Origin of the sequence: Bdellovibrio sp. KM01, assembly GCF_013752535.1 — a bacterium.
GTDB lineage: Bacteria > Bdellovibrionota > Bdellovibrionia > Bdellovibrionales > Bdellovibrionaceae > Bdellovibrio.
The window spans coordinates 1983800-1999531 of record NZ_CP058348.1 but is presented as its reverse complement, the minus strand read 5'-3'; the positions used below and the strand labels follow the sequence as shown (position 1 = coordinate 1999531).

Below are 15732 nucleotides of genomic sequence, written 5' to 3'. Positions count from 1 at the left end.
GGTATATAGTGGAATTGACCGAGTTTTAACTGTCTACGATGCCCATAAAGGGCACCCTTTTTTAGCCCTAATCAAGGCTCTCGTCTGCTTCAAGAAAGCGCCATTTCCCCTCGGGAAGTTTACCCAGGCGGATGTTCCCAATGCGAACGCGTTTTAAGCCCGTAACTTTTAAGCCCACGGCCTCACACATACGACGGATTTGACGTTTTTTTCCCTCTTTCAGAATGAACCGGAGCTGATCGTCATTGATCCATTCGACGATGGCTGGTTTAAGCTCTTTACCATCCAAAGAAAGACCATGGCGCAAAAGTTTCAATTTATCGTCAGGCAAATTTCCCTGCACGCGCACGATATACTCTTTTTCGAGCTTGGTTTCTTCATTGATGATTTTCTTAGCGATACGGCCGTCTTGAGTGAACAGTAAAAGCCCTTGAGAGTCGATATCCAGGCGGCCCGCAACGGCTATGCCTTTCAAGTGCTCTGGCTTTAAGCGCAGCTTGGATTCGCCGAACTGGTTTTGATCGGTGATCAGGCGAATCGCAGGAATATATTGTGGTTCTGGTTGTGCGGAAACGTATCCCACTGGTTTATTCAAAAGAATCGTCACCAGATTTTTCTGCTGTTTTAAGGCTTGAGCTTCCAGAGTGATTTTAACATTAGGATCCACCTTGGTTCCCAATTGATCGACGACTTGACCGTTGACCATGACCAGGCCGCGGGAGATGTAGTCATCCGCTTCACGACGAGAACAAATGCCTCTTTCAGCCATCAGTTTGGACAGACGTACTTTTTCTTTTTCTTCACTCATGGCTGGATCTCCGTCCAAAGGTCATTCATTTCGTACAGACGAATATGGGCGATCTGGCTTTGTGGCAAATGCTGTTTCAGCTTTTCCATAAAATACAGGGCGATATTCTCTGTGGTTGGGATTTTAGTTTTAAATTCTGGAATCACGAAATTCAAATGTTCGTGATCAAGTACTGAAGTCAGACTCTGTAAAAGCTGTTTATACTCTTCAAGCTTTACTTGAAGCTCGTCTTCGGTCAGATGAAAACCTACTTCAAGTGTATAGTTGTGACCATGCCCGTGTTCAGTGAAACATCTGCCAAAGTTCTTAAGGTTTTCCTCTGAACTCCATAGTGGCTGGTGATAAAGATGGGCGCTCGAAAAAGAGCTTTTTAAAGTTAGAATCATGTGTTGGTAATTCCACCATCAACCGCAAGGACCGCACCCGTAGTCCAGCTGGAATGTTCATTGCTGCCCAGGAAGAAAATGGATTTAGCAATCTCTTCTGCTGTTCCAATTCGCCCCAGAGGTTGCATTGGATTCATTTGTTCAATAGCGGCGTTACGTTTTGTTTCTTCCAAGGAATGGAACTGATGAATAGGGGTATCAACAATTCCTGGTGCCACACAGTTTACGCGAATATTAAAAGCACCGCCTTCGAGGGAGTTACTTTGAGTCAGATTGATCATCGCCGCTTTCATTGCAGAATAAGCCGATGTCGCTGCTGTGGGTTTTAAACCAAGGGATGAGGAGACGTTCACGATAGATCCCCCACCGTGTTGCTTAAAGTAGGGGAAGAATGCGCGAGTCAGGCGCACAGCGCTCATCAAGTTCACTTCAAATTCTTTTTGCCACAACTCATCCGTGCCTTGCTCTGTTGAGTGCACATCAAAGATGCCAGCGTTATTAACCAAGACTTCGACTTTGTGAATCGTGGTCGAGGTGATCTCGCCAATACGTTTATTAAGGGCGCTAAGGTCCGTCAGATCGCAGCTCATCAAGGAGGCTCCACTGCGACATTGAACGGCCACTTCCGCCAGGCGGTCTTTGTTACGACCCATCAAATAGACGAAATACCCTTGCTTGCCAAAATGAATGGCTGTGGCAGCACCGATCCCGCTGGAAGCTCCTGTGATTACGACCGCTTTTTTCATCTAAAATACCTCTGTCTCAAAGAAAGACTCATGCTAGCAAAGGTCCTGGCCGATAGGAAGTCATGTCATTGCGCGAAGCTGCTTCCATCGGATTAAAATACTTCATTTTCGGGACGGCCATCCTAGTTGCCTTTTACGGGCATTTTTAGAGTTATCGCAGGATCAATCTCCTGATAAGTGATGCCCTTGGCAAAAGCTCTGAAGTAATCATCATACATGTGATAATAACCCTCATCGCCACTTTTATCGCCCCAGCTGTTCTTGATCTTCCATTTAATAATGTGACCCGTTTGTGGGTGACGCTCATATCCAATAATCTGCACCGCATGACCACCTCCATTTTTGTCAAATTGCTCTCGGAGTTGGCGAGTCAGAGGTTTTGCGAAATCAGGCGTATAGAAAGCTCGAATCGACATAATTCCTGTCGGCTTGTCCACATACTCATGATGGTGTTCATAGGAAAGGTAAACCATGCTTCCGCGGTCAATGAGATTGGCGGCCATTGTTTCCACTGAATCCATATCCGTATAGACGCGTGAATCTTTTCCGACTCTTTCGGCATAAGGCATGGCTTTGCGGTTTGCTTGGATGATCATCTGAGTCTGTGGCCCCAGAAAAAATGAAAACTTCTTATAGGCAAATTCTTGAGGAGTCCACTGGCGGCCTTCCCATTGGAAGGTCTTTGGAAGATCCCCAACAAAATCGCGGTGCAGTTTGCGCAGTTGTTCAGCGCCATTTTCAACGATGGCTTTTTTCTGGGCAGTGTCCTCAACTTTAGCAGCCAAAGCTTTGGTGCGAGCGATGATGTTCTCGGTGTACTCTTTTAAAATTTGCGCTTGTGGGTTTTTATAAAATTCGGTTTTGGGAGTCCAAAGGCCTTCAGGGATCACCCCGTATACCAGAATGCTGTCTCGGGAATTCAAAGGACCTGCGCCCAGCTCCACCTTTGCGACATTTTCTTCCCCGGTTTTAAGCTGCATAATCGAGCGCGCTAAAAGTTGGTGCGCACTCATGAATTGATTTGAAAGCGTCATGACTTCGCCTGTACGCAGAGTATAGGTTTTCTCCATAGCGCCCAGCCAGGAATGCAAATGACAAGTGCCAAGATTGCATTGGTTTTTAATGGCTGTGTCTTGAGGAATCTCTTTCGTATAGTGAATGTTGTGCTGGAAATCGCGGCGTAATTGCCCCCAGGGAGCGTCAGCAAAGATCATTGAACACAACGGAGGCCCTGCGGCCGCAGCAGTGCTCAGTGTTCCAAATTGAGACAAATATAGCAGTGCGAATACGAATGATTTCATACCCTTGAAATGTGCAAAGGCAGGACCAGTTGGTTGACGTCGCAGTCGATCAGATTGGATTTGGTGGAATCAGATGAAAATGAAATGGGGCAGGTGACGGAATAGGGAACCAGGTGTAAATAAAAAAGCCGGGATGGGATTCCCGGCTTTTAACGGATTTGGAATTCGAAATACTAATGATTATAAACCCTCCGACGGAGATCAGAGGTTTTAAAATAGAACTAAGCGGCTTTACGAGAGATGAACTGATAATACTTCTTGTCGAAGTCAGCAGCTTTCAAACCCTCTTTCGTGATCAAACCTTCTTTGAACCACATGAAATGCTCACCGCAGAAACCAGCTTTATCAGCTTTCTTTTTGCAGCCTTCGCCACAGCATTTTTCGGAAGCAAGAGTTACTACGTTATTTGGAATTTGCTTTTCAAACTTTTTGTCAGCCATTGTTATGACCCCCAGTTGTAAATCTTAAGCTGGTTAAATGTCTTAAGACATAGAGCTTATCGGCGTTGGTCTTATCGACTTGAGTCTGCCTAGAAGAAAGTTCGAATAACTGGTCCATGGGCTTGTGTGTTCCCAGAATGAGACATCAAGAGTCCCTGGCGAATATCTTGCTAAGTTACCAGGTATGAAGTGGATTTCATTCATCACTGTGCTTTTAATTGCATTACCCGGCTTTGCTGACCTTGAGCGTTGGCAAAAATGGGAAGTCCAGCGCAATGATCTACAGTCTAACGAAAAACTTTATCACAAGCTTCCCGATCCCGCCGAATTGAAGGCGTATCAGACTGAGACGCTTTATCTTTTGGAAGTTGAACCACGATTTGTCGATTTTGTACCAGACGGAATAATGGAAATTCCGAAGGAGTTAAAAACCGCTGACGGCAAAGTGAAGTTCTTTATTCACCCGTCATCATTGGAACTTTTTAAAGAGCTCATCTCTCATGGAAAGCTTACGAAAGTTGCGGCGAAACCAACAACGTCACCCAGAACATTTTTTGTGGACGATATGATGGTCAAGGTCTCTTTGTCAGATAAGGTTAATGGTGCGATTCGTACCGTGTATCCAATGCAGATGCAGCGAGCGACGGCCATTAGTTCGTTGCTTGCAAATATTCCTGAATCCTCTCAGAAAGAAAATGGTTTTGGAGTCTTGCCTGAGCCCATTGGTGTTTTTGATAAAACTCCCAACAGCCCTTTTGGATTCTTGGTTAGAAAAATTCCCCAGCACATCGTGGTGGGGAAAACCACCTTGGTTCCGATTTTGTCTTATGTCGCAAAAAATCAGGGATCTTCATTGTTGGAAGTCGATGCCAAGGCTCAGGGGATTTCAACTATTGATCTCGTTGAAAGACAGTTAATTCCTGCACTTGTAAAAAGCTATGCCTTTGCCGCTCAATATGGTGTGGTCCTTGAAGCGCATCAACAAAACACTTTGTTGGAGATTGATTCTAAGGGAAGCTTTACGGGGCGCGTTTTTTATCGCGACCTAGATGGCGCGAGAATTGATTTCAAGCTTCGCGAAAAATTAAATCTTCCAACGAAAGAGCTTTTAAAAATTCAAGACAGTCAGTGGATCTTTGATTTAGAAAGTTTGCAAAAAATGCGTGAGAACACCCTTGTGCCAAGGGGGCGTCCTGCTGCCTGGTCGCCAGTGCTCGAAACAGCGTTTCAAAGGTACATGGTGGGTTCTTCGATTTATTTATTAAGGAAAGCTGTTCAGGATCAAAAAGGCTATTCGCCATTCCGTATAGAGAAGATCATTTATGAAGAGCTTCGGAAAAGCTCTCCTTTAGTGAATTTTTGTCAGGCTGTATTTAGATAAGTTGCATGAAAGCAAAATGATCAACGGGTTTCGAGAACAAATACCCTTGGCCCCATTGCGCACCCAAAGTTTCCAGAACCAGGGCTTCATCCTGATGTTCGATACCTTCAGCGATAATTTCAAAATCCATTTCGCGTGCCAGAAAGATAATCCCACTGACAACGGCTTTGGATTTCGGATCGCTTAGAACCTTCATCACGAAAGATCGATCAATTTTAAGATAGGTGATCGGCATCTGCGTCAGATATTGCAAGCTTGAAAAGCCCGTACCGAAATCATCAATAGAAATGGCGTAACCGTGCTGACGGCATTTGTGCAAAGTCTCTAGGGCTAAAACCCCATCCATCATCACACGCTCTGTAACTTCAAGTTTGATGTTTTTAGTGTCCAAGCCTTGTTTCTCGCGCAGGTCTTCCAGATTTTCCAGGAAATCTGAATGAGTAAACTGACGACCCGAGATGTTGATGCTCATCATGAATTCATCGGCTTCTTTGTTTTTATTTTTTGATTTCAAATGATCCTGAATGACTTTTAATTCTTTCAAGGCAGCATTGATAATCCAATGGCCGATAGGAATAACCATAGAGGAGTTTTCAATCACGTCGATGAAAACATTCGGGGAGATCAAGCCACGGGTCGGGCTTTTCCAGCGAAGCAAAGCTTCGCAGCCTTTTATTTTACGCGTTTTAAGTTCGACGATCGGTTGATAAAAAAGTTCGAACTCTTTGTTTTGGAATGCTTGAAAGATTTCATTTTCCAATTTGATTTTTTGTAAGGCATCCGCTGCACCATCGTCGGTCCCCATCATGCTTTCAATTTGCATGTCGGCGATCTTAAGGTTGCCACCCAAATTCATATTTGTATTGCGACGAAGTCTTTTTAGCAAGACACGCATCAAAAGCTGCACAACTGTATCCGCCATGGAAACGCGTTCTAAAAGCTGCTGCTTGGTAACAATGCTAAGTCTGACATCTTCTAAGGCGCGTACAGAAGCGGAACGATCTTGATTATCGATCAGTGACATCTCACCAAAAATTTCGCCTTCGCCCAAAATAGAAATAGGAATTTCTTCCTGATCTTTGGAGAGATAAATAAGTACGCGACCTTTTTCGATGATGTAAGCGCAATCTCCGGCATCGCCCTCATTAAAAACGATCTGATCTTTCAAGATATCCACGGATTGGGGTAACAATGTCATATGGATACAGTTTAAGGTCTTGGATGTAACTGCGACAAGTCCAGCTGATTCATTTGATTGAATTTCCATCCAACAAATTCCGGCTTGATCAACATAGCAAAATCAAAAGCGCCCAAGGGAATGATCAGGTTCCGATCCATTAAATATCTGACCCCTGTGAGACATAATTTTTTCTGTTCAGCAGTTTTCACGGAGTTCCCCAATTGCTCGAGGATTTTGTCATATTCGGGACTTTTCAGCTGAATGTAATTTTCAGGGCTATCGCTGGCAAAATTTTCAAGTGCTGCCAGACAAGTCGGTCGGTCCGGAGCAATGCCTTTTCTGAACATTGCCGGGGGATTGGTTTGCAGCTCATTGATGAAAACTTTGTTCTCTTTCATTTCCAGGTGCAAGCGAAGGTTTGCATTCTTTTGCCACTGGGCCTGCATCCATTCCGTCGCACGCTTATGATCTTCGCCACCTAAAGATGAAAACATCAATGTGAAAGTTTTGTCGGTTTTAACTTTTGGAACTTTTTTAAGATCGAAATCATAGCAGGGGGCTTTTTCTGGAAACCAAGAATCAGGAAGTCCAGCACAGCCCGGGCGGCCTTTTGAAGAAAAAAGCTTTTGCAATTCCGGATAGTTGAGAGAGTAAGTCAAAGCTTTACGAAGCTCGTCGCTTTTCTGTAGCTCAGGTCCGAAGCCCAAATAGTCAAAACGAATCGCTGAAATCCAGTGGAAGTCCGGGCGGTTTTTCGATTTTGGAATAAACAAAGTGGGCAGTCTGCGCAGTAATTGTAGCTGGTTCTTTTCGTACAACTGTAAAGCGACAGTGTCTTCTTCGATGAAAAGAAACTCCACGAATGGACGCTGTGGGTGGCCGCCTTGATAATTGAAATTAGGTTCCAGGGTGATTCGTTGACCTTGCAACCACTCTTTCAATTTGTAAGGGCCCGAGTAAACTTTCACGTCTTCTTTGGTGGGGGCGAGTAAAAAACTTGTCAGATTGTATTCAAAGTCCGGGGCTTTGCCTTGAAACTCAAAGCGCAAAGTCACCGGGTCGGGGGTGGTGATGCCTAAGGTGTCGACCTCTTTAAGGCCATTATAAATGTCTTCGGCGTTTTTAACTTTAAACAGTAAATCTGCACGCGGGGCTGCGACTTTTGGATTTAACATTTTCTTGTAAGTACGCAGAAAATCCGCAGAAGTCAGTCGAGAGCCATCACTCCACTGAAGGTCTTTCTTTAACTTACAGACCAGAGCTTGTGATTTTTCGCGAGTACACGAACCCAGATCAGGAACCAGTCCCTTTTCGTTATCATAGATATAAATATTGCGGAAAAGATTCGCTAAAAGATAACTGGAGGCTGAAGTCTTTTGGCGATTCGGATCCATTTGTGTGGGCTCGCCAGAAAGATGCAGACGAAAAACAAAAGGTGCTGACTTTGAATCAGCACCTTGAGCGTAGATAGAAACTAAAAGTAAAAGGGCCGGAAGAAAACGTTTCATCTGACCATTTTGAATCAATGGTGAGACGAAGTCCAGCTTTCGCGCCTGCCGGCGCTGCAGCTTTCTCGGCTCCCGCCGAACTATTTGTCCAATTCCATTTTAGCGATCGTTTGAAGCTGCATGTTAGTCGTACCTTCATAGATTTGACCAATTTTTGCATCTCTCCAGAACTTTTCAACAGGGTATTCTTTAGTGAATCCGTTGCCGCCGAACAAATCGATCGCTTTGGAAGTGATCTTTTCAGCTGCGCGAGAAGAGTAAAGTTTAGCCATCGCTGCTGATTCGATGAAATCAAGACCCGCGTCTTTTAAACGAGCGGCATTGTAAACCATCAAACGAGCGGCTTCCAACTCTGTACGCATTTCTGCCAGTTGGAATTGAACACCTTGGAAATGAGCGATTGGTTTGCCGAATTGCTCACGACCTTTAACATAACCCAACGCCGCTTCGTAAGCGCCTTGAGCGATACCGATCATTTGCGCGCCGATACCGATGCGACCTTCATTCAATGTTTCGATAGCGATTTTATAGCCTTTGCCAACTTCGCCCAGTACGTTTTCTTTTGGTACTTCGCAGTTTTCAAACAACAGTTCGCAAGTTGAAGAAGCGCGGATACCTAGTTTGTCTTCTTTTTTACCAACTTTGAAGCCTTTGAAAGATTTCTCAACGATGAACGCTGTGATACCTTTATAGCCTTTAGCCATATCGATATTTGCGAAGCAGATGAATACGTCCGCTTCGTTACCGTTTGTGATCCAAAGTTTTGAACCGTTCAAAACCCATTTATCACCTTTGTCTTCTGCTTTAAGTTTCAAGGCGAACGCATCTGAACCAGAAGATGATTCAGACAAAGCGTAAGCGCCAACCCATTTAGAAGCCATGGCGCCCAAGTATTTTTCTTTTTGCGCTTCAGTACCCCATTTAAGGAATGCGTTTGTAGTTAGAGTGTTTTGTACGTCAACAAGGACAGAGACAGAACCGTCTACGCGACCGATTTCTTCAACGGCCAAGCAAGCCATTGTGAAAGTGGAACCAGCGCCGCCGTATTTTTCCGGAGTTTCGATACCCATCAAACCCATTTCGAAAAGCTTTTTAAGAATGTCTTTGTTCATCTCAGCTTTTTCGTCCATGTGTGTCACATGGGGTTTGATTTCAGATTCTGCGAATGCTCTTACAGCATCACGGAAAGCTACTTCATCTTCAGATAGTGTTGTCAAAGCTGGACGTGCATTAGTTACGTCAGACATGGTTTCTCCCTCATACGTTAATTAACAAGTCGGAAGACCATATCCAGATCGCGATTTTTATTCAAGAGGTTGGAAGGACAGGAGCTTTTCTCTTAACGGACTGTGTTATGATGATTGCACTTATTATGTGCAAATGACGTCTCACACTAGACAAGGGTCTAGGTTTGCCGTCTAATCTCTGAAGGTAAATATATGGATATTGCAGAAATCGGCGCCAAGATTGGCATTTATTTTATCCCTTTTCTTTTCGCACTGTGCTTTCACGAATTCGCACACGGTTGGGTTGCGCGTCTGCGTGGTGACAATACTGCGGAACAAATGGGCCGTCTTTCTATGAACCCTTTGGTTCATATGGATATGATCGGTACATTTATTTTGCCATTGGTGTCTATCGTTCTGGCAACTCCGATTTTCTTCGGTTGGGCCAAGCCAGTCCCAGTGAACTCCCGGAATTTAAAAAATCCCCGTGTGGATATGTTCTGGATTGCTCTTGCTGGTCCGCTTTCGAATATTCTGTTGGCGATTGTTGCAGCGTTCCTTATAGGCTTCCTGGCGAAGTTTTTTTCCGCATCGATTTATTTCAAACCGGTGTTCGAGATTTTAAAAGCATTTTTGATGACAAACTTGTTCCTGGCGTTTTTCAATATGATCCCGCTGCATCCATTGGATGGCGGAAAAGTGCTCGCAAGATTCTTGCCGGCCCAATTGAATTACAAATTGGAACAGAATGAACAAATCACCAGCATGGTATTGATGGGATTGGTTTTGACAGGTGCATTGCGTATTTTGGCAATCCCTGTGTTTTGGAGTGCACAAAGTTTACTTACGTTAGCTCTGGCTGGGTTCGGAATTTCTTAAACAGAAATTCCATTCATTCAGAACGTTTTAGAGGGGACCGCTTTCATGAGTATTACAGTTCAATTGCCCAAGTTTGAAGGACCATTGGGCTTGTTGCTATATCTCATCCGTAAGGAAGAGATGGATATTATGGATATCAAAATCCATGAGATCACAAAGCAATACCTTGATTATATTCGTTTGATGAAAGAATTGGATCTGGAAGTAGCAGGTGAGTTCATCGCCATGGCTTCAACTTTGATCCAAATCAAATCCCGCATGCTTCTGCCTCAATATAATGAGAATGGCGAAGTGATCGAGCAGGAAGATCCACGTAAAGAGTTGGTTCAAAAACTTTTGGAATACCAAAAATACCAAGAGGCCGCGAAGCTTCTTTATGATCGTCCTTTGGTGGGTCGTGATGTTTGGTTGCGTGGCTCCCGTGAAAAACTGGATGAAAAAGAAGACGAAATCATTCTTGAAGACAACGCCCTGTTTGCGTTGATCTCTTCTTATCGTAAAGTTTTGCGTTCTGTTAAAAAGAAAGTCCATGAAGTTAAAGCAAAAGCTCAATCCATCTCCAGCCGCGTACTGGAGTTGAAAGACTATCTTATCGTAGGTCGTAAAATCACGATGATGGAATTGGTGAATGCGACAGAAGATCGCGCTCGTCAGGCTTTAATCACGTTCCTGTCTTTGCTTGAGCTTGGTAAAATGGGCTTCGTAGGTCTTTACCAATCAGAAGTTTATTCAGACATCTGGGTTGATACTAAAAAACCAATCGAAACAGACGTTCTGTCCCGTGTGGAAGAGTACGACTCTATGGGTGCCGACCGCATTGCTGAACAAATGATGGCTGACGCTAAAAAAGCAGATCCAACAGCAGATCTTATGGACGACAGTGCTGATGAGGCTCCGGCTGAACAGCAAGCTCAAATGAGCTTTGTCGAGACTCCAATGGATTTCACAGCAGGTATGTCTGACCTAACAGCGGAGATCGCTGGTATGGATGCTGAGCTGGACTTCTTGGAAAAAGAAGAGGGCGCGGAAGCAGCTTCTGACGAAGAAATCCTGGCCGCTGAAGGCGAGCTATTCAGCGACGAACAAGTTGAAGAAGAACTTCCGGCAGAGCCTCAAGTTGAAATGATGGCGGAATCTGTTATTGAAACAGAAGCAGGCATTGAGTCTGAAGTTGAACTTCAGCTTGAAGCGATCGCCGAAACACAAGTGGAAGCACCTTTTGAAACTGTCGTTGAGGCGACTTCTGATTCATTTGTTGAAACAGAAGTTGAAGAACAACTTGAAGTTGCGACTTTTGAACCGGCGGATGCAATAGCTGTCGTGGCTGCTGAAATGGTTGCCACATCTGAAGATGTTGTTGCTGAATCTGATCTAGTTTTTGAAGAATTTATTGATACTGATCCTAAGACTGAAGCTGAGGCGTAGAAATGTCTAAGAAGAAAAAGAACTCCAAAAAGAATAAAGAAGTTTTAGACACAGAAGTGATGGAAAACGAAGTTGCTGTGGCGACGGAAGTTGAAACCGAGGAAGTCACTTTTGAAATGACTGCTGAAGAAACAGAAGAAACTTCTGCAGAAGAAGGCTCTGATGAATTGAATGAGCTTGATGGTATCGAAGCAGACACTTCTATCTTCCTTCAAGAAGAGGAAGAATCTGAAGGTTTCCTGCCGGAAGCAACTGATGACGAAGCGGCTGAAATGGAAGCTTCTGAAGGGGCTGATGATGTTTCTGTTGAGGGTACAGAACTTGATGGTTTTGAATCTGCAGATATCGAAGAAGTTGAATTCGTAGACGAAGAGCGCTTGGAAAGTATCGTAGAAAGCATCTTGTTTGCTTCTGATCGTCCAGTTTCTTTGGCTTCGATCAAGCTCCTATTTAAAGGTACAAACATCAAAGGCGATAAAATCCGCAGAGCTTTAGATCAATTGGCTGTGGAATACGCGGGCGGCCGTCGTGGTGTTACTTTGGAAGAAGTTCCAGGTGGCTACCAGCTGCGCACCAAAATTGACAATATGGATTTCCTAAAACGTACTTTGAAAGCTCGTCAATTCAAGCTTTCGGGGCCAGCTTTGGAAACTCTTTCTATCGTGGCTTACAAACAGCCCTGCGTGAAATCCGATGTGGATGAAATCCGTGGCGTAGAGTCTGGTCACTTGTTGCGTGCGTTGATGGAAAAAAACCTGGTTTCCTTTGAAGGTAAATCAGATCTTCCAGGTCGTCCTATGCAATACGGTACGACTCGCAAGTTCTTGGAAATTTTTGGCCTAAGATCTTTGAAAGAGCTTCCGACATTGTCACAAATCGACGAATTGTTGCCGGACGGTATGGATGAGCAAATGGCGGAAGAAAAACCGACATTGGCATCTATCACAGATTCATTGGTAGCAACTGATGTTGAACACGTAAGCTACTCATCTGGTGAAGATGAATTGATGAAAATTTCGAACCAGCTTGAAGAAATCACGACTTCTTCGACTTTCTTTGAAGAAGAAAAACGCCGTCAGGCTGAAAAACGCGATCTTGAGCGCGCCCAAAACATCCGTGAAGCTTTGGCGATGGATGAACCAGTGCCAACGCGTGATGCAAATTGGTTGAAAAAATATGATGATGCTTTGGCCGCTGGAACGACTTTGGTGCAAATCAAAGCCGCAGAAAGTGCCGCTAAAATGGCAGCATTGAAAGCGGGTAAATCAGCTGATTCCGAAGAATCTACTGAGGGTGGAGCGACAGAAACAGTTGCTGAAACCGATGCAGCAGGTTCTGAGGAAATGTCTGCTGATGCTGAGCTGGAAAATGAATTGACTGCAGCCGAAGAAGCTTTCGACAATGATGAAGACATGGAGATGGCTTCTGACGATCAAGTATACGCTGATAACGAAGAAGGGGAGTCATCTGATGAGGACGAACTACCGTTCTATGGAGAGGCGGACGAGATTGATGGCGAAGGTGAAGCCGTTACTTAAGATCCTGGCAAGTATTTGGATCGTTTATAATATCTGTGCAATTATGGTCATGCCCAACGTAAGTTCTTACTTTGGGCGTGTCGCTTCTAAGTTTTTCGGCCCCTATGCTAATCAGGTCGGCCTCAATGCTGGATGGAATTTCTTTTCTCCGGACCCAGCACATCCCATGTATCTTAAAGTCGTTGTGAATTATCCGATGGCCCAAAATGGAGCCTATCGCGAACCGTTGATCACAGCATTTCCTTTTGCAGAATCAGAAAAAACGATGCCCAGTCTTAGTCGGAAAAGAGAATGGGCTGTGATGCGATATATGGTGATGGATCCTCGTCGTCTGCGCCAGGTCTTTGGCCCCTGGTTGTGCAAGCAGTTTCCCGAAGCAGAAAGTATAGACATGGAGCATGTCATCGAAACTTTGCCATTGTTGGATGAAGCGGTTTCAAAAAGCGAAGTGAATTTGTTGGATATGTCTCAAGAGCGTCGCGCAGCCAAGGCTTCTGTTCGTTGCAACAGTCCTGGTGATGAGGAGTTGCTGTGAAGCATTTTCAATTTCAAATTAAAAAAGCTTGGGCATTGTGGGATGAATTCTGGTTTGCTCCACAGAACTTATTAGGGCTGGCATTTCTTCGCATCACTTTGTGCGGGACTTTTTTATATATGAGTATCATGAGATTTTATAATCTGTGGTATTTCACGGATGCGAGTTGGCTCCCGAAAGAAAAAGCTCTTTTGATTCTGCCAGAGTTTGGCAGACCGATGTTTTCTTGGAACTTTTGGCCTGATTCCATGAATCTGCAAATCAATATTCTGGTTGTGCTTTTGTTTGCACTGTTAACTCTGGGTATTGGTGGGCGGGTTTTTACGGCGCTCGCGTGGATTATAAATATTGGATTTTTGAATCGTAATTATCCCGCGCACTTTGGTGCCGATGTGATTGGTTCGCTATTCTTATTTTATCTGATCTTTACGAACTCCTGCGAACGATTGAGTGTTCTGAATCTGATTCGTAAAAAGAAAACCTTTAGGCCTTCGGACATGGTTTCCAGCATGATGATTCGCATGATGCAGGTTCAAATCATGGCGATCTATGCCTATACCGGCTGGGAAAAACTAAAAGGTTATAGTTGGTGGGATGGAACTGCTTTATGGTCGGTGCTAGCAAATCCCCAAATGACGACGGTGGATTTTAGTTTCTTACGGCAGATCCCGTGGGTGATTCCAGTGTTGGGGTATATGACGATCATTTTTGAAGTCTATTTCCCGCCCATGGTGATCTGGAATAAGAGCCGCCATATCTGGTTGCTTATAGGAGTGGGAATGCACTTGGGAATCGGGATCTTTATGGGCCTTATGCCGTTTGCGACTATAATGCTTTCCACATACTTCTTATTCCTAAGTCCCATTGCTCTCGAGCAGAAAATTGTCTCAAAACTGGACTTTTCTAAAAATTGATTCAGTTCTGGTCGCTCCCTCGTTTATTCTAAAGGAACGGGGGACTTTCTATGAAATCCGATTTATCTAAATTCGCGACCAGTTTCGCGATGATGGCGCTTCTGGTGTCTTGTGCACCGACGTCAGATAATTCTCTTTTGACGGATGATCCTTCGAATCCAAATTCACATACATTGAATACTGATCCTTCTTCGACTGAACTGCAGCTTGTAGCTGACGCTTACAGCTTGGGTTCTATCGTGGCAGCACGCTATGTGGAGATGAGTGGTGCTTGTTATGCTTCGACTTTTCCCACTCACCGAATCACGGTGACAGTGAATGGGGCGGCAGCAACAGCTTCGGCGGTTTACGATATGTCCGGTTCTACAGCGACGGGTTACGGAACTTGCCGCAATGGCCGCTTCAATATTGTTCTTAAAGGTTCCGCTTTAAGAAACGGTACGAATGCGATTGTTTTGACGTTGACGGGATATGATGCGAACAGCACGCCTTCTACGAGTGGGAATGCTGTGACTCGCTATACAGTTATAAGATCAGATTAAACTCATCTCTTAATTTTTTGGGTGCTTCCAAATTCTTAGTGCCAATCAAGATTGTGCCTTTTAATTTCAATTCACGAATATGCGTAGCTCTTCTTTGTGGTGGAAGTACCGGCGTGGTTAATTCATGAAGAGTGCTGTTAAACGGTGTCTTCATCAGGTTTTGTTCCTGAATGGAGTTTGCCGTTAAGGCGGTCAGAATCTCGATTGCCAGCTCTTTTTTATCAGAGGCGGCTGGGATAGCTGCTCCCCACACCAAAAGGGCACTCAGGTCATCCTGAACTGTTAGATCGGGATTTGATTCATTCAAGGGAAGTTCTCTTGCGCCTTCGGCTTTATCATTCAAGACCAACTGATCCAGTGGCAAAGTGAGAATCTTTTTTTGTTGAACTAAAGCGAGCCAGCCTTTGTCCTGCCAAATCTGGAAGTGATTAAGCAACAAGTCTTCGTCGTTCAATAAAAACAATGTCGTGGCTTTTTTGTCTTTAAGAAATTCCTCAAAGCTGTTGTTGCCGGAAGTTTTAAAGCCCGTCTTCATCCAGTAAAGAGGATAAAAATAAAGACTGCGCTTTGTGATAACGGGATCCAGAAAGTCCGGTGCAATCTTTAGCGACAAAGCATTTTCTGATGTCACAAACAAAAGATTCTGTCTGTTCATCGTGTGCGCCCAGTAGGATGGCAAAAGCAAAATGTCTTGCGAAGGGGATGCGATCACTTTTGCTTGAATGGAATTCCAGTCGCGAGTGACTGTGACTTCGAATTTAATGCGAAGATCGTTTTCCAGTTCTTCCTGAATACTTTTTGGAAAAAGAGATTCATCCGTTACCAGGATGCGAACTTTGGTGGGACGTAAGACATAGTCCCTAGAAATGCCTTGGGGCAGGTACCCGTGCAGGAAACCCACCCCCATGCAGACTATGAATAGT

General features: G+C 44.4%; 16 protein-coding genes. 7 read left to right on the top strand and 9 right to left on the bottom strand.

Translation table 11 applies throughout. The features are described from left to right. Positions 1–67: 67 nt before the first annotated feature. From HW988_RS09775 to HW988_RS09755, 5 genes are all read right to left on the bottom strand, one after another. Positions 68–808 (bottom strand): pseudouridine synthase, encoded by a 741-nt coding sequence (locus HW988_RS09775; protein WP_181604118.1) that lies wholly within the window; start codon positions 806–808, stop codon positions 68–70. After that, positions 805–1194, bottom strand: a complete 390-nt coding sequence (locus tag HW988_RS09770) for a 6-carboxytetrahydropterin synthase (protein WP_181604117.1) — start codon at positions 1192–1194, stop codon at positions 805–807. Before HW988_RS09770 ends, HW988_RS09775 begins: the two co-directional genes overlap by 4 nt. Then, positions 1191–1940, bottom strand: coding sequence for an SDR family NAD(P)-dependent oxidoreductase (locus HW988_RS09765; RefSeq protein WP_181604116.1), 750 nt, complete (start codon positions 1938–1940; stop codon positions 1191–1193). The genes HW988_RS09770 and HW988_RS09765 overlap by 4 nt, the downstream gene beginning before the upstream one ends. Before the next feature lie 122 nt (positions 1941–2062). Then, the gene (locus HW988_RS09760; RefSeq protein WP_181604115.1) at positions 2063–3241 is read right to left on the bottom strand and encodes a C1 family peptidase; all 1179 of its coding nucleotides are present in this window, start codon (positions 3239–3241) and stop codon (positions 2063–2065) included. Between the two features lie 221 nt (positions 3242–3462). After that, entirely contained in the window at positions 3463–3681 is a 219-nt protein-coding gene (locus HW988_RS09755) for a hypothetical protein (RefSeq protein WP_142700268.1), read from the bottom strand. Positions 3682–3865: 184 nt separating this feature from the next. On the opposite strand from HW988_RS09755, the gene HW988_RS09750 reads away from it, so the two are divergent. Then, positions 3866–5062 carry an IucA/IucC family protein gene (locus HW988_RS09750; protein ID WP_181604114.1) on the top strand — a complete coding sequence of 399 codons (1197 nt, stop codon included), beginning with the start codon at positions 3866–3868 and terminating at the stop codon, positions 5060–5062. Here the strand turns inward: HW988_RS09750 and HW988_RS09745 are convergent. From HW988_RS09745 to HW988_RS09735, 3 genes are all read right to left on the bottom strand, one after another. After that, entirely contained in the window at positions 5055–6329 is a 1275-nt protein-coding gene (locus tag HW988_RS09745) for an EAL domain-containing protein (RefSeq protein WP_255489912.1), read from the bottom strand. The two genes, HW988_RS09750 and HW988_RS09745, sit on opposite strands and share 8 nt — an antisense overlap. Further along, positions 6272–7750: a peptide ABC transporter substrate-binding protein gene (locus HW988_RS09740; RefSeq protein WP_181604112.1), complete on the bottom strand. Its 1479-nt coding sequence runs from the start codon at positions 7748–7750 to the stop codon at positions 6272–6274. Before HW988_RS09740 ends, HW988_RS09745 begins: the two co-directional genes overlap by 58 nt. 80 nt (positions 7751–7830) lie before the next feature. Continuing rightward, positions 7831–8997, bottom strand: coding sequence for an acyl-CoA dehydrogenase (locus HW988_RS09735; protein ID WP_181604111.1), 1167 nt, complete (start codon positions 8995–8997; stop codon positions 7831–7833). Positions 8998–9189: 192 nt separating this feature from the next. Here HW988_RS09735 and HW988_RS09730 point away from each other — a divergent pair, with 192 nt between their 5' ends. The 6 genes from HW988_RS09730 to HW988_RS09705 are packed head-to-tail and all read left to right on the top strand — an operon-like array spanning position 9190 to position 14809. Beyond that, entirely contained in the window at positions 9190–9855 is a 666-nt protein-coding gene (locus HW988_RS09730) for a site-2 protease family protein (protein ID WP_142700264.1), read from the top strand. A gap of 45 nt (positions 9856–9900) precedes the next feature. Continuing rightward, positions 9901–11280, top strand: coding sequence for a segregation/condensation protein A (locus HW988_RS09725; protein ID WP_181604110.1), 1380 nt, complete (start codon positions 9901–9903; stop codon positions 11278–11280). Positions 11281–11282: 2 nt separating this feature from the next. Next, positions 11283–12818 carry an SMC-Scp complex subunit ScpB gene (gene scpB, locus HW988_RS09720; protein ID WP_181604109.1) on the top strand — a complete coding sequence of 512 codons (1536 nt, stop codon included), beginning with the start codon at positions 11283–11285 and terminating at the stop codon, positions 12816–12818. Next, positions 12793–13353, top strand: coding sequence for a hypothetical protein (locus HW988_RS09715; RefSeq protein WP_255489911.1), 561 nt, complete (start codon positions 12793–12795; stop codon positions 13351–13353). Before scpB ends, HW988_RS09715 begins: the two co-directional genes overlap by 26 nt. Beyond that, positions 13350–14267, top strand: coding sequence for an HTTM domain-containing protein (locus HW988_RS09710; RefSeq protein WP_255489910.1), 918 nt, complete (start codon positions 13350–13352; stop codon positions 14265–14267). Before HW988_RS09715 ends, HW988_RS09710 begins: the two co-directional genes overlap by 4 nt. A 50-nt stretch (positions 14268–14317) precedes the next feature. Continuing rightward, positions 14318–14809, top strand: a complete 492-nt coding sequence (locus HW988_RS09705) for a hypothetical protein (protein WP_181604108.1) — start codon at positions 14318–14320, stop codon at positions 14807–14809. On the opposite strand, the gene HW988_RS09700 is transcribed toward HW988_RS09705, so the two are convergent. Beyond that, positions 14793–15716, bottom strand: coding sequence for a hypothetical protein (locus HW988_RS09700; protein WP_181604107.1), 924 nt, complete (start codon positions 15714–15716; stop codon positions 14793–14795). The two genes, HW988_RS09705 and HW988_RS09700, sit on opposite strands and share 17 nt — an antisense overlap. Positions 15717–15732: the final 16 nt, after the last annotated feature.